This window comes from Desulfitobacterium dichloroeliminans LMG P-21439, assembly GCF_000243135.2.
Taxonomy (GTDB): domain Bacteria; phylum Bacillota; class Desulfitobacteriia; order Desulfitobacteriales; family Desulfitobacteriaceae; genus Desulfitobacterium; species Desulfitobacterium dichloroeliminans.
This window is the reverse complement of sequence record NC_019903.1, coordinates 2423627-2441670: the sequence shown is the minus strand read 5'-3', so window position 1 is coordinate 2441670 and position 18044 is coordinate 2423627. Positions and strand designations below refer to the sequence as shown.

The window sequence follows — 18044 nt, the reverse complement described above, 5'->3', positions numbered from 1 at the left end:
TCTCTCTGTTTTCATTATGGCATACCCAACCCTCCACGGCGTAGGGCTCCTCCTATAGTCATTTAGAGGTGCCGTTAGGAAATAGGCAAACTTTTATGCATTGATTTTTATCCAATAGTCATAGGATGAGCTAATTTCACGTAATCTTTTAATACCCGAGGGTTAGGAGTGACGACAAAGATGCGTGAAAGGAAAGTCCATAATTTAGCAGGAGATACGACAACAGCTCACCGCTATGCAGTTGTGGGGAATGCGGATCGCTTTCTAAAACATAAACATGCCTATAAAGCTTGGCAGCTTTTAAAGCAATTCGGCTGCGTAGTACATCCTGTAGCTCAGGATCTTCAGCGATTGGAAGGCTTTAAAGTCTACTCTCATTTAACGGCTTTACAGGATAAGGTGGATGTGGTAGTTCCCTGTTTGAAAGCAGAATGGATTCCAGATATTATCAGTCAGGCTCAAGAGTGTGGGGCCGAATTCGTATGGTTTCAAGAGCGCAACTGGACTAAGGAATTCCAGGAACAGGCTGATGAAGCAGGGCTTCAGGTGATACGAGGATGTATCTTAAAACATAAAATTTACCCCAAGCCCTTTGGGTATCTTCGCCCCTGCTATTGGCATGGACTCCATTCCCCTAAGGCCCCAAAACGTCGTTAGCAAGGGTTTGTTGAGCCCTTTTTTACTGACCCCAAAGCATTATAATCACAACTGTTTTACAAATAGAGAACGTTTCCTGTCGTATTGGGAGACGTTCTCTATTCGTTTTAGTAAGTATAAGGAGATTTGTCCTTGGCAAACAGAAATTCAATATTATTTGTTTTTCTGGGGATAATATAACAAACATGTTTTGAAGGGGGTCAAAAGAATGCGCAAAGCATTGATCTGGATTTTTGTATGCGGTCTTTTTCTAGGAAACGTAGTTGTTCCCAACCAGGCCTATGGTGCAGTGCTAGAAACAGACGCCGCTAGCGCCATTCTCATGGATGCTAAGTCCGGCCAGATTCTATTTGAAAAAGAAATCCATAAAGAGCTGCCTCCAGCCAGTGTAACGAAATTGATGACACTACTCGTAGCTGCTGATGCTATCGAGTCAGGTCGAGTGAGCCTTACGGATAAGGTCACGGCCAGCGAGGGTGCCAGTAAATTAGGGGGATCCCAAATTTACCTTGAGCCGGGAGAAACCTTCACTCTGGAAGAGATGATGATTGCCATAGCTGTCGGATCAGCCAATGATGCCTGTTATGCAGTAGCGGAACATATTAATGGTACGCATGAAGCCTTTGTCGAAGTAATGAATAAGAAAGCTAAAGAATTAGGAGCAAATCATACTAACTTTGTGAATGCCTATGGTCTACCTGCCGAAGGCCATTACACCAGCGCCTATGACCTAGCAGTCATGGGACGTGAAGCATTAAAGTATCCTTTGGTGCGTAAGCTGACCGGCATGAAGGAATATGATTTACGGGACGGCAAGTTCAAGCTTTGGAATACTAATAAATTACTGTGGTGGTACGAAGGAGCAGATGGTTTTAAAACTGGTTGGACCAATGAAGCCAAATATTGTCTGGCCTCTACTGTCGAACGGGATGGACTACGTCTTATTGCTGTAGTCATGGGCGTTCCTCCGGTACGGGGACATTTTACTGAATCAATGAAACTCTATAATTATGGATTTGCTAATTTTACGTATAAAGAATATGCCCCGATAGGCCAAAAGCAAGGGGTTGTTATGGTTCGCAAGGGAGTAGAGCAAGAAGTTGTGGCAGTGACTGAGAATGCCTTAGGTATTACGGTTCAAAAAGGTAATGACAAAAACATCTGGGCCGAGACGAAACTCAACCCAGATGTGGAAGCACCTATCAAAGCTGGCCAAAAAGTGGGAGAAATATTGCTATACCGAGATCAAGAACTGTTGACATCAGTGAACCTAGTAGCGGAAAAAGAAATTGCCAAAGCAGGTATTGGACAACAAATAATGCGAACTCTGCAAGGTGTATTTGGCTTCTAAAACTTTAGGTATCCGCCGAACCATCTGGTTCATGGAGAAATTGGCGGATATGATGCAGTGCTGCCCGCTCAATTCGTGAGATTTGTACTTGAGATAAGTTAAGGAGAGCTGCAATCTCGCTTTGTGTTTTATCTTCGTAGAAGCGCATCATGAGAACACGTTGTTCTCGTTCAGGAAGTTTATCCAGTACTTCTTTGAGGGCAATCTTTTCAAACCAACTGGGCTCAAAATCTTTTTCTATGGTAAGTTGGTCCAGAATATAAATCGGATCGGAGTCGTCTTGATAGAGGGTGTCATATATGGAAGTAGGGCTTTGCACAGCTTCCAATGCAGATACTATATCTTCACGTTCGACTCCGATATTTTCCGAGATTTCGCCGATGGTGGGTTCTCGACCTAGGCTAGCAGACAAGAACTCCCGTGACTTATTGACCTTATAAACCAGCTCCTTATAAGAGCGAGGGACCTTTACTGGATGGTCATCCCTTAAGAAACGACGTATCTCACCGATAATCATGGGCACAGCATAGGTCGAAAATTTCACGCCGTAGGTAAAGTCAAATTTGTCAATCGCCTTTATTAAACCAATGGTACCGATTTGAAAGAGGTCTTCCAGCTCGTAACCCCGATGAGAGAAGCGCTGTACAAGGTTGAAGATCAGCTTAAGATTGCAATTAATTAGTCGCTCTCTGGCGTCAACATCGCCTTCTTGAGCACGATGGAGTAGATTCATCATCTCTTCATCTGATAGGAGTGGGAAACGGGGAAGATTCATTTCCGTTAGTCTTTGAATCATTTTTCATCCCCCCCTAATGCGTGGAGGGCTGGATTTTATCAAGTCGTTTAATCATTGTGACGGTAGTACCTTGATTGACGACAGATTCCACTTGAAGATCATCCATAAAGGACTGCATGAAGACAAATCCTAAGCCCATACGTTCTGGATCAGTACTAAAGGCTGGTTGCATAGCCTGTACCACATCAGCAATGCCGCAACCTTCGTCTCTAACAATTATCTTTAAGGTCTCAGAATTTTGTTCAATGGTCAAGTAGACCAGCTTGTCCGAATTATTGCCATAGCCATGGATGATTGCATTAGAAACCGCTTCGCTTACGGCGACCTTAAGTTCCTCGATATCATTTAGCGAAAGATCCAGTTGAGCGCCGACGGAAGCAATTAACATCCGAGCAATTCCCACATTTTCGGCAAGACTTGAGAGCGAAAGTTTTAAAAGATTATTTTTCATACTGTTTTTCCCTTCCTTCCATCTTCCTGGCCCAGCATCTCTTCAAACTGAATAATACGTGGGAGCCCAGATAATTCCATGATCTTGTAGATATGAGGCGGCACTCGGGTAATGATGATCTTCCCCCCCATGGGCAGAAGTTTCTTATAGCGACCGAGAATGACACCAAGACCGGAACTGTCGATAAAGCTGATTTCTTCTAGATTGAGGATTACTGTTCGGACTCCTCGACGTTCAATCTCGCTATCTATGGCTTGACGTAGACTTTCAGAGGTATTCATGTCGAGTTCACCCCTTAAATGCAAGAGCAAGGTCTGGCGCTCAATCTTCTTATCAATAAGCAATTGTATTCCCCCCCAAAACGTCTTCTCAGAATCAATTCGACGGTATCCATAATTTTCCTTCTGATCTGTGTGGAAAATATTAATTTCGTAATTATGGGAAGGTGAATCAGGTAAATCGCATAAAATTGTTTTTTGGGATTCATACTAAGTGCTAGCAAAGTTGACGGATATTTACTCATGCGTCAAGTCTAGAGGAGTGATTGAATTGCCTAAGCAAAATTTAAGACCCCCAAATCTAAAAGTAACTCCCCAAGAATACGAACAATTGTCTAAATCTATGACTCCCAAGCCTACGATCGGTAAGAATATTATTCGCGCTTTTATCGTGGGTGGGCTTATCTGCGTTTTTGGCCAGATTATCATTAATTCTCTCGTTCAAATGGGATTGCCAAAGGAACAAGCTTCAACAGCAACCACAGCCTTGCTCATCTTTCTGGGCGCACTATTGACTGGATTGGGTGTATACGACGTAATCGGCAAGTTCGCAGGGGCAGGCTCCATCGTTCCGGTCACTGGATTTGCTAACTCTATAGTTTCATCTGCCTTGGAGTATAAACGCGAAGGATATGTCATGGGCGTTGGTGCCAAACTATTTACGGTAGCTGGGCCGGTATTAGTCTACGGAATTGCGACCTCTATAGCAATCGGTATAATTGTCTATTTCCTACGTTAAATCGAAACTATCCGTTGGTATTAGGTTCATGCTTTTGATGATACATAAAAGAGGCCGAAGGGGATGAAAAATAATGAAGCTTAAACGTATGGGGAATCAAACGGTGGTTTTTTCCAATCCGTCGGTGATTCTCTCATCATACTCTGTTGTGGGTCCCATGGAAGGTCAAGGACCGCTGAGTAAAACTTTCAACGCCGTCTGGAAGGATACTATCAATGGGAACTCATCCTGGGAAGTGGCCGAAAGCAAAATGCTTGAGGAAGCGATGGAGGGTGCGATAAACCAAGCGAGGATTGCCAAGGATGAAATTGATTACCTTTTAGCCGGTGACTTATTGAATCAGATTATCTCAGCTAATTACGCAGCACGAACGATGGGTCTACCCTTTATCGGACTTTATGGAGCCTGTTCAACTATGGCACTAAGTATGTCTGTCGGTACCATGTTAATCGATGGTGGATTTGCTCGACAAGTCCTAGTAGGTGTATCTAGCCATCACGATACAGCTGAGCGACAATATCGAATGCCTACTGAACAAGGAGGTCAAAGAGCTATGAGCGCTCAGTGGACCGTGACAGGGGCAGGTAGCTTAGTCTTGGGAGAGAGTGGTGAGGGACCCAGGATTACGGCTGCGACGATTGGGAGAATTGTAGACTTTGGGGAAAAGGATGCCAATAACATGGGAGCAGCCATGGCTCCAGCTGTTGCGGACACCATACTCAACCATTTGCATGATATGAACCGCACCCCGGATGACTATGATTTGATTATCTCTGGGGACTTGGGGAGTGTAGGACTCAGTCTTTCTCAAGAGGTGCTGAAAAAGAATGGCTTAACGTTCAATAACTTCTCTGATTGTGGAGTGTTAATCTATGACAAAAAGCAGGATGTTCATGCCGGCGCCAGTGGATGTGGATGCTCAGCTGTGGTTTTCGCAGGGCATATCCTGGATAAAATAAAATCCGGAGAATATAAACGGGTACTTCTCGTGGGAAGCGGTGCTTTGCATAGTCCGACATCGTCCTTGCAAGGTGAATCCATCCCCGGCATCGGTCATGCTGTGGTCATTGAAGGATAAAGGGGGGAAAGTGATGTTTGAACAGATCATACCAGCATTTATTGTCGGCGGTTTGATTTGCGTTGTCGGTCAACTGCTCATGGATTTAACAAAACCATCGTTTACACCTGCTCATGTCCTAGTCGCCTTTGTCACGGGGGGAGCGATCTTGGGAGGGCTAGGTCTCTATGAACCCTTAATGAAATTTGCAGGTGCAGGAGCGTCTGTCCCCTTATCAGGCTTTGGTTACACTTTAGCGAAGGGTGCTATGGAAGCAGTAGGAGAGAAAGGTTTTATCGGAGCCTTTTCAGGAGGAGTAGAGGCCGCAGCCGTGGGAATCGCGGCAGCAGTATTCTTTGGCTATTTGGTTTCCATAACCTTCAATCCTAAAGGATAGAGGAACAACAATGAGTTGGAACTAGAGAAAAGTAAAGAACTAAACAGGGACTAACTGGATTCGGGGGTGATAGTTTGGACAACTCAAGTGAACGTGATGTTAAGGTCAGTAAGAATTATCAAAAGAACATCGACTATCTTAATCGGGAACTAGGGGTTCCCGATAATTTTGATATTGTCCTTAGAGAAATGTCCATAGCCGGCAAGAAAGTAGCGATCTACTCTGTCAATGGCATGGTCAATACGGAAGTTGTCAGTATCATTCTTGATGCACTCATTGATTTAGAGCGGCCAGACTTAGTCGTGAATGCGCTACAAACCCTTGTAAAAGGTCGCATCGTCGGCCTCCAAGTATCTGAAGTAGACACAATGGATAAGATTCTCTACTTTATTTTATCCGGACCCATGGCTTTTTTTGTGGAGGGCCAGGAAAAGGCTATCATTGTGGATGCTCGCAGCTTTCCCTCGCGATCACCCGATGAGCCGGATATTGAACGGGTTACCCGAGGGGCGAGAGATGGTTTTACCGAAACTTTAATTTTTAATACAGCACTGATTCGTCGGCGACTCAGAGACCCTAAGTTAAGAATGAAGCTAATGCAGGTCGGCGGACGCTCAAAAACTGACGTCTGTGTTGCTTATATTGAAGATATCACTAATGAACAATTGGTTAATGAGATTACGGAAGAAATTCAAAAAATAAAGATAGATGGAATTCCCATGGCTGAAAAAAGCGTTGAGGAATTTATCTTGGGAAGTAAGATTTGGAATCCTTACCCGCGAGTAAGGTATACGGAAAGACCGGATGTTGCAGCTGTCCATCTCCTAGAAGGACATGTGGTAGTTTTGGTAGATACTTCACCTTCCGTCATGATTGCTCCAGCCACTTTTTGGTCCCATACTCAGCATGCTGAGGAGTACCGTCAGGAGCCTATCGTGGGAGCTTATATGCGTTGGGTCCGTTTTATGGGCATCTTTGCCGCTCTTTTTCTTCTCCCCCTGTGGTTGGCCTGTGCCTTGAATCCCCATATCCTACCGGAATGGATCCGGTTCGTCGGTGTCGAGAAAATCGGTAAAATTGGCCTTGTTCCTCAGGTCTTTTTAGCGGAGTTTGGGGTGGACTTAGTGCGCATGGCAGCCATCCATACCCCGGGTCCCTTAACAGTTGCCTTAGGTTTGATTGCGACCTTCATGATTGGGGATGTGGCGATCAAAGTCGGGTTATTCTCGCAAGAAATTATCGTTTATATCGCTGTGGTTACCGTAGGTACTTTTGCAACCCCAAGCTATGAGCTTGCTCAGGCCAACCGCTTAGCCCGTCTCTTTCTCATAGCAATGGTTGCCTTAAATAACTTTATTGGCTTTGTTATAGGTGCTCTGGTGTTGTTTTTTCTACTGTGGAGAACCAAATCCTTTGGTGTACCGTACCTTTGGCCACTGCTACCTTTAGACCTTAAGGCCTTAGGCACAGTCTTAGTGCGATCTCCCCTACCAATCAAGAATAAGCGCCCCAGTATTCTGAAGCCGAAGGACGCTATTCGGCAACCGGAAGGTCATGATGAATAAGGAGGATTCAGATCAGTGAGATTAGGGTTTCCACGGGCGTTGATGTATTACGAGTATTATCCCTTTTGGGCAGGATTTTTTTATAAATTAGGTATTGAATTGGTCACATCCCCGGCAACTAATCGGGAAATCATGGAGATGGGCCTTAAAAAGGCTACGGATGAAACGTGCCTGCCGGTTAAAATACTGGTTGGACATCTTATGGCTTTGCGTGATGTGGATGGGATTTTCCTGCCTCGCTTGGTAAGTATGGAAGAGAATACGTACCTTTGTCCAAAGGTTTTAGGGCTTCCAGAGAGTGTGCTCTATGCTATTCCTGAGTCGGAAGTTTATACCGTGGATATTAATTGGCGAGAAGGGAAGAGAAAGGTCTTGCATAGTCTCTTGGCTTTCGGATCAAGAATTGGACGTACAAAAAGCCAGATAAGAGAGGGGTTTGCGGAAGCTCAGCGTTGGCAGAAAGCCTACCAAAGAATGCGCAATGCAGGTTGGTCCTTTGAGGAAAGCATGGTGTGCTTCGAGACCTTGGCGGAGCCTATAAAACTCAAAGATTTGGGATTTAGTAGAGCAAGTAGTGAGTGTCGAAAGCCTCAAAAAATAGAAGATGGGTGGCTACTGGATGAGGGAATTCATAACGATAGTGGTAAGGTGCCCAGAATTGCTATAGTGGGACACAGTTATCTAACTTATGAATCCTACGCCAATATGAACTTGTTGGAGCGGCTTCGCGAAAAGGCACAAGTCATGGTGGTGGAGAATGTGGATGCTAACCCTATCGAGGAGCAACAAGGTCACTTGCACAAGAAGATTTTTTGGAGTCATGCCAAGAAAATATATGGTGCGGGGTCCTTCTACGTGGAGGATCCGGAAATTGATGGGTTGATTTACCTATCTTGTTTCGGATGCGGGACCGATTCTATGACCAATGATTTACTTGCACGTAAAGCTCGACAGAATCAAAAGCCCTATTTAGTTCTTACATTAGACGAACACACTGGAGAAGCAGGCTTGGTTACTCGGATCGAAGCCTTTCTCGATATGCTTGAAAGGTGGGGGGATTATGAAGGTAACCTTTCCTCATATGGGGAACGCTTGGATTATCATTCAAGCCTTACTTGAAAATTTAAACGTGGACTATATAGTTCCACCGTTGAATAGCAAAGAGACATTAACTATAGGGACCCAGCTTTCACCCGAATCCTTTTGTCTTCCTCTTAAGTTGAATCTGGGGAACTTTGTGCAAGCTGCAGCCCAGGGAGCAGACACTGCCCTCATCACCGGAGGAGTTGGACCCTGTCGCTTTGGCTATTATGGAGAGATGGAACGGCAGATTCTTCAAGAAGCGGGGTACCCTTTTGATGTTATCACCTTAGAACCTCCTGATGGTAGTTTAATTGGCCTTGCTGAGCGTATTCGTAAGCTTGCCGGAGAAAAGAATACCTGGAACCGAATCGTCAAAGCGATGCTTTTTGCCTACCGCAAAAGTCTTGTTTTGGATCAAATCGAGGATATGTTCCATGGGTTTCGTCCACGTATTCAGTCTCCGCACTATGTGGACCAGCTTTATGAAGAGGCGAAACGTCGTTTAGTTCAGGCTATGTCTGATCAAGGGTTGAAGGATGTTTTGAATTGGCTTAAGGATGAAATGATGCAAAGAATAGCCGACCACGAAGGCTACAGGGATGAAAATCCCCTAAAGATTGCCGTGGTAGGAGAAATCTATACCCTATTAGAGCCATTCATATCCATGGATGTAGAAAAAGAGCTGGGCAATCTAGGAGTGGTAGTCGATCGATCCATTTATTTGTCGGGATGGGTGGGAGAGCATGTGTTCCTTGGCTTAGCCCAAGGGTATCGCCCTTTAAAACCATACTACACCTTAGCAAAGCCTTATTTAAATCATTTCGTGGGAGGACATGCTCGAGAAACCATAGGAGCAACGGTGAAATATGCCCAAGAGGGTTATGAGGGCATCGTTCAACTCTTACCGCTTGGCTGTATGCCGGAAATTGTCGCTTCGACAATCTTACCGAAGGTCCAAGAAGATTATGGAATACCGATTATGACCTTAACTGTGGATGAACATACAGGAAGAGCGGGGATTCAAACTCGGCTGGAAGCCTTTGTGGATTTATTAGAAAGATCTCGCCATAATATATCAGCGATCAATGAGGGAGTGTTGGAACTTGCCGGTAGATAAGTATTTTCTTGGTGTCGATGTTGGTTCGGTAAGTACGAATATTGTACTTCTTAATCCGGATGGAACGATAGCCGAGTCTATGTATTTGCGAACTCAAGGAAGGCCCATGCAGACCATCCAAGAGGGGATGAAAGATCTGCGAGCACATATTGGCTCTACTGCCGAGATCATAGGGGTAGGAACCACGGGGAGTGCTCGTCAATTGGCTGCCACCCTGCTGGGAGCCGATGTAGTGAAAAACGAGATTACAGCCCATGCGGTAGCCGCATCGCGAATCCAGCCCAAGGTCCAAACGATCCTAGAAATCGGGGGGCAAGATTCCAAGATTATTCTCCTGCGCAACGGTGTCGTCGTAGATTTTGCCATGAATACTGTTTGTGCGGCGGGGACGGGGTCGTTTTTAGATCAACAAGCCTCCCGTCTCGGCATCCCTATCCAGGAATTCGGACCCTTAGCTTTGCAGGCCCAACATCCAGTACGAATTGCCGGGCGTTGCTCTGTTTTTGCTGAGTCCGATATGATTCATAAACAGCAATTAGGCCACCCACTTCCCGATATCTTAGCTGGACTATGTCAGGCCATGATACGCAATTATCTTAATAATGTGGGTAAAAATAAGGAAATCCTTGGCCCCATCTTCTTTCAAGGCGGAGTAGCGGCGAATCCAGGAATTCGCAAAGCCTTTGAAGAGGAATTAGGGCAAGAGGTAACTGTGCCGGAGCACTTTTCAGTGATGGGAGCACTAGGAGCCGCCTATCTTGCTCAGGAGCGCTTTCTAGCCAAAAAGGGTCTTACCACCAATTTCCGTGGTCTAAAAATGGCAGAAAGCAACTTCAAGGCTCGTAGTTTTGATTGCAAAGGTTGCAGTAATCATTGTGAAGTGGTGGAGATTAGGCAAGAGGATAAAATACTAACCCGTTGGGGCGACCGCTGCGGCAAGTGGTCCTGTGGAGATTGGTCATCACAGGTCGAGAGTATGCCTATGAATCCACTAGCGACGGGGTCGCACAAATAACATATCAAGTGCGGTAAGAACTAAAATAGCAATCAGAAGAGTTTCCAGTCCCTGAGAAGGAATCATAGGTTCGGGTTCCCGCCAGAGATAGGTTAGGTTTTGGGGGGAATTATATTTTTCATAAGAGTATGGGTAGGGGTCATGAGGTTGAGAGGGAACAAGAAACTGAGAATTTGTGCTAGGTGTAGTCATCTGCTGAGGGTAGGAATAGGAGAGTTGGGGTCTTGTCGGATAGTCGGAATTTCTATAAGGATAGCTGGGATAGCTTATCTGAGTTTGTGAAGGAAGATAGGTATACCCTGTATAGCCATAGTTTTGGTGAGAATAATATGGATAAGGCTCATAAGAATTTCGATAATTGAATAGACAAGAATTCATAGCTACCTCCTTAGTTCACACTATAAATGAACATAATTTAGTCTGACGAGATTAAGCCAGGAGAGTAGAGATAAGGCTCTGTATATAGGGTATTATATTCGATTTGGTAAAATATGCCACAGCAAAGACGAGACTCGCTGATTAAGGTTATTGAATAGCGAAAGGGCTTCCCTATTTTAGTTAAGAAGATTTTATAATTGGTGAATAATGACCAAGAATTTGTTTGATGCTAGGGGAGGATATTTATACGGAGATGGAGTGAGCAAAGTTGAGCGAAAATAAAAAATGGAATCGGATAATTCACTCCTTTCAGGTTTATGGGTTCAATGCCATCATTGGCTTTGGCCTAGGAATGGTTATTGTTTTTGCTATCCTTGCTTTTTCAGGTAACCAGTTCGATGTTAGACAGGAAGCTCAGGGTAGCAACGCTCTAACCTTATCGTCCCAAGAGGGGAGTTCAAGTCAGCAGTCAGAGCAAATCCACCGTAGTGAGGACACAGAGCCTCTGTTTGCAGGCGAACAAATACTCCCCCAGAGCAGCTTGCCGATTGATACTTCGAGTAATATTGAACTAAAGGATCGCTTTACCGTATTATTGGTCGGTATGGATAATCGTCCTGGTGAGATTATCAGTAACACGGATACACTAATTGTGGCAAGTTTAGATCAAAAGGCTAAAAAGATGGTTTTGCTTTCAATCCCCCGCGACACACAGGTGATGTTGAATAAGAAAAAGGAAAAAATCAATGCTCTTGCTCGTTTGGGGAAAGGCCCTATCTCGACTCAACAGTATATACAAGAGCTAATCGGAACCCCTATCGATGGCTATGTTCTCACAAACTTTCAGGGATTTAAAAACATCGTAGATAGCATGGGTGGTATTACGATAAATGTAGAAAAAGATATGTACTATGACACGGGAGATGAAAAGGATCGTTATATTAATTTGAAAAAGGGTAGCCAACGTCTCAATGGGACCCAGGCTTTACAATATGCTCGGTTCCGCAATGATGAACTTGCTGATATTTCTCGAGCCTCTCGTCAGCAAGAAGTAATCAAAGCTATAGTGGCAGAAGCCACCACCCCACGCAATTTGCCGAAACTGCCAATTATTATACCTAAAGTCTATCAAGCTATTGAGACGAATCTGAATCTTGGGCAGGTCTGGTCTTTGGCCGTAGCTTTTAAAAATAAAGATACCTATGCAGTAATCAACCAAACCCTTCCTGGTCAATTCTCAGACGAAGAAGGGATAAGCTATTGGAGAATTGATCCGAAGGAATCTATGGGTATCTTGAATGATCTTTTTCAAGGGCGCACCACTCCCATATTTGATAACATCCGCAAAGTTCAATCTCCCGCGCAAAAGCAGGCCGTGGATATGAAGAAAACCGATTCACAAGAGGTGCCTATCCTTGTCGAAGTGGTGAAGTCTGCAGAAGATTCTCCTAATGCCGATGGCAACGCTACAAATGAGTCCGAAATAACCTTCGAAGTCTTGGAATAGGAATATGTATCTTGTCATTTCTTGTAAACAAAGGTATAATATTTGAGGCAATCCTAGATATATATGGGATACAAAGATGGAGGTTATTTAATGGATAAGTTGTTCGAGGTGTTAAAAGGGTATTTACATATGGAAACGGAAATTCCATTTGATGAATTTTCCCAATACTATAAGGACTTAATTGGGTTTTTGAATACCACTTTTGAGGAAATGGATCAAGATGCCCGTCTTAAGGCTCGCTATGCCTGCTCTATCGTCCAAGCTAACGCTGAGTCTAGGGAAAATCGAGAAAAGAAGAATAGTAAAGCTTATAAGAAAATCAGTGCCAAAACAGCATTTTGGATGAATGCCATCAATTATCGACTCATTAAAGAAGGTATGACCCAAGCCGAGATTGACGAAGCTGTTGAAGCCATAAATGATAGTATTTAGTAACTATAGTGATTAGCCAAGCACTTCGCTCGCGGGGTGCTTTTCCTATTCGCATCTGTTGTTCCTTGCTGGAGCTACTATATAAATGATATAATTATGTCTAATATTTATATTTAGAATGAAATATAAGGAAGTACATAATGAAAGTGATTCTTAGCCATCGCCAGATGGATTTTGATGCCTTGGCTTCCATGGTGGCCGCGCAAAAGATTTTTCCGGACAGTGTCATGGTTGTGGACGGAAAATCCAATCCTTATGTTCAAGACTTTGTTGCTTTAGCTAAAGACAGTCTGCTATTTTGGCGTGCCAAAGATGTGGACTGGAGTAAGGTGCAACAGATTGTGCTTGTGGATACTCATGATCTGCAACGAGTTGCGGGGCTAAAGGGAGAGGGGACGCTGGATAATATCCCCTTAATAATCTATGATCACCATCCCTACCAAGGGCACCTAGCAGAAGGAATGCACATCGAAAGCATTGGCGCCTGTACAACCTTGATTGTTGAAGAGATTAAGAAGCTAAATCTCCGACTTAGCTCTTTTGAAGCGACACTTTTTGCTTTAGGAATCTATGAGGACACGGGAAGTTTGCTTTTTGAGAGCACGACTGTGCGTGATATCAAGGCGGTTGCCTATCTCCTCGAACAAGGTGCAAATTTGGGAGTTGTAGCAGAATATCTTCGCAAGCCTTTAATTGAAGAGCAAAAAGAACTCCTGCATCAATTGTTGGACCATGGAGAAACCATAGATTTCCATGGTCAGCCCGCTTATATTTCTTGGGCTGAAAGTGAGGAATATGTGGGAGGACTCGCCATTCTAGCTCATCGTGTTGGGGAAATGGAAGGGGCGGAAACCTTATTTTTAGTGGTCCACATGGAAAACCGGGTCTATCTGGTAGGACGTTCCCGTGGCCGAGGTATAGAGGTCAACCGCATCACCCAAGCCTTTGGTGGAGCGGGACACCCACGCGCAGCTTCGGCAACTATAAAAAATGTCTCTGTGGCAGAGATCCTAGAGCAACTTAAGCATGAACTGGAACATCTAGCCCCTCGAATTGATCGGGTGAAGGATATTATGAGCTATCCGGTTAAAACAGTTTCCCCTGAGATGAGGCTCAGCGAAGTGGAGCAGATTCTCCTCAGATATGGGCATACGGGAGTGCCTGTAGCTCAAGATGATAAGCTAGTCGGGATTATTTCTCGTCGTGATGTGGATAAAGCTCTTAAACATGGTCTGGAACATGCACCAGTCAAAGGTTTTATGACAAAAGAAGTCATCGTGGTGGATGCCAACGACAGTTGGGAAGATGTACAAAAGACCATGGTTCTGCATGATATCGGAAGAGTGCCGGTTCTGGAAGACGGAAAACTTGCAGGAATCGTTTCGCGCTCGGACATTCTGCGTATCATTCATGGGTGTGCGGTACCTACAGAAATGTCATTGACTCGGAATCGTAGCTTAGCCATGACAGAAGATATTTTGCAATTATTCTCGGAGTTGCCGGAACGAATACGCAAGCTCTTGCGGGCAGCCCAACAGGCTGGCGATGAGTTAGGTTATTCGGTATTCGTTGTAGGAGGCTTTGTTCGGGATCTGCTTCTCAAGGTACCAACCCAAGACCTTGATTTAGTTATTGAAGGGGATGGACATGCCTTCGCCCGAGTTCTTGCCCAGCGGTTTCCAGAGGGTCAATTGATTCTTCATGAACAATTTGGAACAGCACGGTTGGAATTTCCGGATGGATCTCACCTAGATGTGGCTCGTTCACGCCGTGAGGATTATGCTTCCCCAGGTGCACTACCGCAAGTTGAAGAATCTCGCTTGAGAGATGATATGTTTCGTCGGGACTTTACAATCAACGCCATGGCTATTGCCATTAATTCTACCCGCTCTGGGGAATTGGTAGATTATTATGGAGGACTAAGAGATCTCAAACAAGGTGAGATTCGTTTTCTACATAACCTCAGCTTTATTGAGGATCCCACCCGTATCCTGCGCGCCATTCGTTTTGCCGGACGTTATGGCTTTCGACTTGCTAAAGAAACCCGGGATGGGGTAGATACAGCTTTGAGTACGGGGGTTCTGAGAAAATTAAGTAACGAACGGTTTACGGAAGAATTGATGCATATGCTCAGGGAATTGAGATTTGGGGTGATGGGGGAGTCCCTGCTTCAGATGGGAGTACTTAAGGAGTGGTTTGAGTCTGAGCTCGCCTGGGATTTTACCCATCCTGTGCTAAATAAAGAAGTTCCCCCGAAAAGAAAATGGTTGATCTGCCTACGCAAGATGGACCTATCCCAGTTCGAGAGGGTGCAGGAAAAGCTTCGTTTGTCTAAGGAGCTTAGAGGGCTTACGCAAAAGTTTTTTGAGGTCATGACAGGACTTTCAGTCTTAAGAAGTTCAGATAAGATATCTTTGGAAGATTTGGATCATTATCTCGAAGGTTTACCGAAGGTCATTTTAGAAGTCCTGATGCTGGATGAACGGTTTCACGATTCTCTAAAAAGATACCACGAGGCAACTGAAGGAATAAAACAGAAGGTGGATGGAATGACGTTACTACAGTGGGGTATTAAAGAAGGTCCCGAGATAGGACGCATCCTTAAAAGCATCCGCTCTGCTTGGTTAGAGGGCGAAATTCACAGTGAGGAAGATGAACAAAAGTTTGTCGCTGAGATTCTTAAGAATAACCCTACCAAATCGACCTAAGGGGGAACATCATTGTTCAATTTTACGACGATTATTGCCAACATACCGGCTTTGCTTATTGGATTTGCTTTTCATGAATACGCCCATGCCTGGGTTGCTGATCGCTTAGGGGATCCGACTCCCAGGAGTCAAGGTCGACTAACCATGAACCCTTTTGTTCATCTGGATATATTCGGAACCCTTATGGCGGTGCTTTATTCTTTTGGTTGGGCAAAACCGGTACAGACACAGCCTCATTATTTCAAAGGGAATAAAGAACGTGGGAGAATCTTGGTATCCATTGCTGGCCCCTTGTCTAACCTTGTGGTTGCTTTTTTGGCCATGTTCCTTTGGATTATTACCTTGGCATTCCTTGGAGATTCATCATGGTCGAACACAATCTCACAACTATTCAGGGCCGTAGTTGTGCTGAATTTAGGTCTAGGCGTGTTTAATATGCTTCCCATCCCACCATTAGATGGGTTTTCGATCTTAAGAGGGGTTGTACCACGGAAGTATAGTAATGTACTCAACACCTTGGAGACTTATGGTATGTTTATTTTGGTTATAATACTCTTTACTAACTTCTTAGGGGCGTTCCTTCGTCCTGTTGTATCAGGGCTCTATGCTTTCTATCGTGATACCGCTATATTTTTGCTCTCGCCTTTTATTGGGTAAACGGTGTTCTACTGGGCAGGGTGAGTATTTTGGCCTATAATACAATTGACTTATTAATATAATAGCTATCCTTGAAAGGGGTCTTATAAGTGAAGGGAAGAATTTTTAGTGGCATGCGACCTACCGGGAGCTTGCATATTGGCCATCTTAGCGTGATTCAGAATTGGGTCAAGCTACAAACCGAATATGAGAGTTATTTCGGTATTGTGGATCAACATGCGTTGACCACAGGATATGAGGATCATTTGGATTTTAAATCATTAAATCGAGAAATAGCTTTGGATTGGCTTAGCGTGGGAATCGATCCGGATAAGGCGGCTGTATTCATTCAATCGCACGTCCAGGAACATGCGGAGCTTCATCTTCTTTTATCTATGATAACCCCTCTTTCTTGGTTAGAGCGGGTGCCAACCTATAAAGATCAAATGCAACAGCTAGGGAAAGATGGGGGAAAGGATCTGTCCACTTATGGATTTTTGGGGTATCCTCTTTTGATGGCAGCGGATATCTTGGTTTATAAAGCGGACACTGTACCGGTTGGGGAAGATCAGATTCCCCATGTTGAACTCTGCCGCGAAATCGCGCGGCGGTTTAATCATATCTATGGCACTGTATTTCCGGAGCCCAAGGCGCTCATCGGTAAAGTTGCTCTTTTACCCGGGGTTGATGGTCGTAAAATGAGTAAGAGCTATAATAATACTATTTCCTTAACCGCTTCTACAGACGAAATAAAAAGTAAAGTTCAACAGATGGTGACCGATCCGGCCCGTTTGCGTAAGGATGACCCGGGGCACCCTGAAGTCTGTGTGGTCTATAAATTTCATCAGATCTATACACCTGAAGTAGCACAAGTAGAAGATAGCTGTCGAGGCGGAAAAATCGGTTGCGTGGCCTGTAAACGTCATTTGGCCGAAAACCTTGACAAGCTGTTGAACCCATTCCGTGAACGACGCGCTGTCTGGGAAGAGCCCGGTAAGGTTGAAAAAGTCTTAGAACAGGGAGCTGAACAAGCTCGTCGCAAAACCCAAGAAACCATGAAAGAAGTTCGTCAAATGATGGGGCTAAGATGAGCGGAGGAGCGTCCCTAAACCACAGCACAATCTCCGTTCCTTATGTGGAGCTACCGGCCTTTCAAGGTCCAATGGATCTATTGCTCCACCTAATTCAACAAGAAAAAGTAGACATCTATGATATTCCTATTGCCAAAATCACCGATCAATTCATTCAAGTAGTGCGTCAAATGGAAAATCTCGATATGGAAGTGACCAGTGAGTTTTTAGTCTTAGTTGCCCAGCTTCTGCAAATTAAGTCTCGATATCTACTGCCTAAGCCAGTGAAGGATATTCCTGAAGAGGAAGAAGTGGACCCCAGACAAGAGTTAGTGGAACGGCTCTTAGCTTACCGGGCTTTTAAGCAGGCTGCTGAAACCTTGGGAGATATCCAGATTTCTTCAGGTCTCAGGTACTTTCGCGAAGTCGATGTCGAAGAGATCCGCAGCCAATTCCCTGTGGTTGACCCCCAAGATGGGGTGCAATTTGACGCTTTGTGGCAGGCCTTTCAGCGAATCATTGAACGAGCGGAGCAAGGTGAAGAGATTAGGACCGTTGAACCGGACGAGATTCCAATTGAGATGATGGTCGATGATGTACTGCGCCGAGTCATTCTACAGCCGCGAGGTATTCGTTTTAGCCAATTGATTCGTGGCACAAAGCGTATGGAGATTATTGTCTCCTTCTTGGCCTTGCTCGAGCTATTAAAATCCGGAAAAATTCATTGTGAACAAAGCTCGCAGAATGAGGAGATCTTTTTATTCCCAACCGAAAAGGCTTGGGAGTTTACTGAAGGGGAGTAGGATG

At 44.6% G+C, this 18044-nt stretch carries 19 protein-coding genes; 15 read left to right on the top strand and 4 right to left on the bottom strand.

What is annotated here, in order from left to right:
* The first annotated feature begins 180 nt into the window (after window positions 1–180).
* Together DESDI_RS11530 and DESDI_RS11525 are read left to right on the top strand one after the other, a co-directional pair.
* Window positions 181–657 (top strand): CoA-binding protein, encoded by a 477-nt coding sequence (locus tag DESDI_RS11530; RefSeq protein ID WP_015262787.1) that lies wholly within the window; start codon window positions 181–183, stop codon window positions 655–657.
* A 208-nt stretch (window positions 658–865) separates the two neighbouring features.
* On the top strand, window positions 866–2008 hold the full coding sequence (locus DESDI_RS11525) for a D-alanyl-D-alanine carboxypeptidase family protein (RefSeq protein ID WP_015262786.1): 1143 nt from the start codon (window positions 866–868) through the stop codon (window positions 2006–2008).
* Between the two features lie 4 nt (window positions 2009–2012).
* Here the strand turns inward: DESDI_RS11525 and sigF are convergent, their stop codons facing one another.
* Genes sigF through DESDI_RS11510 form a run of 3 tightly spaced genes read right to left on the bottom strand, consistent with a single transcriptional unit; the run spans window position 2013 to window position 3599 of the window.
* Window positions 2013–2804, bottom strand: a complete 792-nt coding sequence (sigF, locus tag DESDI_RS11520; protein WP_015262785.1) for an RNA polymerase sporulation sigma factor SigF — start codon at window positions 2802–2804, stop codon at window positions 2013–2015.
* Between the two features lie 13 nt (window positions 2805–2817).
* Window positions 2818–3255, bottom strand: a complete 438-nt coding sequence (gene spoIIAB, locus DESDI_RS11515) for an anti-sigma F factor (RefSeq protein ID WP_015262784.1) — start codon at window positions 3253–3255, stop codon at window positions 2818–2820.
* Complete coding sequence (locus DESDI_RS11510) at window positions 3252–3599, bottom strand: STAS domain-containing protein (protein WP_015262783.1); 348 nt, start codon at window positions 3597–3599, stop codon at window positions 3252–3254. The genes spoIIAB and DESDI_RS11510 overlap by 4 nt, the downstream gene beginning before the upstream one ends.
* A gap of 205 nt (window positions 3600–3804) precedes the next feature.
* Here DESDI_RS11510 and spoVAC point away from each other — a divergent pair, with 205 nt between their 5' ends.
* The 7 genes from spoVAC (at window position 3805) to DESDI_RS11475 (ending at window position 10506) form a co-directional block, all read left to right on the top strand.
* The gene (spoVAC, locus tag DESDI_RS11505; protein ID WP_015262782.1) at window positions 3805–4272 is read left to right on the top strand and encodes a stage V sporulation protein AC; all 468 of its coding nucleotides are present in this window, start codon (window positions 3805–3807) and stop codon (window positions 4270–4272) included.
* A 73-nt stretch (window positions 4273–4345) separates the two neighbouring features.
* Window positions 4346–5350: a stage V sporulation protein AD gene (gene spoVAD / locus DESDI_RS11500; RefSeq protein ID WP_015262781.1), complete on the top strand. Its 1005-nt coding sequence runs from the start codon at window positions 4346–4348 to the stop codon at window positions 5348–5350.
* Between the two features lie 13 nt (window positions 5351–5363).
* A complete protein-coding gene (gene spoVAE, locus DESDI_RS11495; RefSeq protein ID WP_015262780.1) occupies window positions 5364–5726 on the top strand; it encodes a stage V sporulation protein AE in 363 nt (120 codons plus the stop codon).
* 74 nt (window positions 5727–5800) lie between these two features.
* Window positions 5801–7291: a spore germination protein gene (locus DESDI_RS11490; protein WP_015262779.1), complete on the top strand. Its 1491-nt coding sequence runs from the start codon at window positions 5801–5803 to the stop codon at window positions 7289–7291.
* Between the two features lie 15 nt (window positions 7292–7306).
* A complete protein-coding gene (locus DESDI_RS11485) occupies window positions 7307–8410 on the top strand; it encodes an acyl-CoA dehydratase activase-related protein (protein WP_015262778.1) in 1104 nt (367 codons plus the stop codon).
* Window positions 8352–9491, top strand: coding sequence for a 2-hydroxyacyl-CoA dehydratase (locus DESDI_RS11480; protein WP_015262777.1), 1140 nt, complete (start codon window positions 8352–8354; stop codon window positions 9489–9491). Before DESDI_RS11485 ends, DESDI_RS11480 begins: the two co-directional genes overlap by 59 nt.
* Entirely contained in the window at window positions 9478–10506 is a 1029-nt protein-coding gene (locus DESDI_RS11475) for an acyl-CoA dehydratase activase (protein ID WP_015262776.1), read from the top strand. The genes DESDI_RS11480 and DESDI_RS11475 overlap by 14 nt, the downstream gene beginning before the upstream one ends.
* On the opposite strand, the gene DESDI_RS11470 is transcribed toward DESDI_RS11475, so the two are convergent.
* Window positions 10483–10884, bottom strand: coding sequence for a hypothetical protein (locus DESDI_RS11470; protein WP_015262775.1), 402 nt, complete (start codon window positions 10882–10884; stop codon window positions 10483–10485). The genes DESDI_RS11475 and DESDI_RS11470 overlap by 24 nt on opposite strands.
* Window positions 10885–11152: 268 nt before the next feature.
* On the opposite strand from DESDI_RS11470, the gene DESDI_RS11465 reads away from it, so the two are divergent.
* The 6 genes from DESDI_RS11465 (at window position 11153) to DESDI_RS11440 (ending at window position 18040) form a co-directional block, all read left to right on the top strand.
* A complete protein-coding gene (locus DESDI_RS11465) occupies window positions 11153–12391 on the top strand; it encodes an LCP family protein (RefSeq protein WP_015262774.1) in 1239 nt (412 codons plus the stop codon).
* A gap of 90 nt (window positions 12392–12481) precedes the next feature.
* The gene (locus DESDI_RS11460; protein WP_015262773.1) at window positions 12482–12823 is read left to right on the top strand and encodes a hypothetical protein; all 342 of its coding nucleotides are present in this window, start codon (window positions 12482–12484) and stop codon (window positions 12821–12823) included.
* Between the two features lie 140 nt (window positions 12824–12963).
* Entirely contained in the window at window positions 12964–15531 is a 2568-nt protein-coding gene (locus DESDI_RS11455) for a CBS domain-containing protein (protein ID WP_015262772.1), read from the top strand.
* Between the two features lie 12 nt (window positions 15532–15543).
* Window positions 15544–16188 carry a site-2 protease family protein gene (locus tag DESDI_RS11450; RefSeq protein ID WP_015262771.1) on the top strand — a complete coding sequence of 215 codons (645 nt, stop codon included), beginning with the start codon at window positions 15544–15546 and terminating at the stop codon, window positions 16186–16188.
* Between the two features lie 89 nt (window positions 16189–16277).
* Window positions 16278–17258 carry a tryptophan--tRNA ligase gene (trpS, locus tag DESDI_RS11445; protein WP_015262770.1) on the top strand — a complete coding sequence of 327 codons (981 nt, stop codon included), beginning with the start codon at window positions 16278–16280 and terminating at the stop codon, window positions 17256–17258.
* Complete coding sequence (locus DESDI_RS11440) at window positions 17255–18040, top strand: segregation and condensation protein A (protein ID WP_015262769.1); 786 nt, start codon at window positions 17255–17257, stop codon at window positions 18038–18040. Before trpS ends, DESDI_RS11440 begins: the two co-directional genes overlap by 4 nt.
* Window positions 18041–18044: the final 4 nt, after the last annotated feature.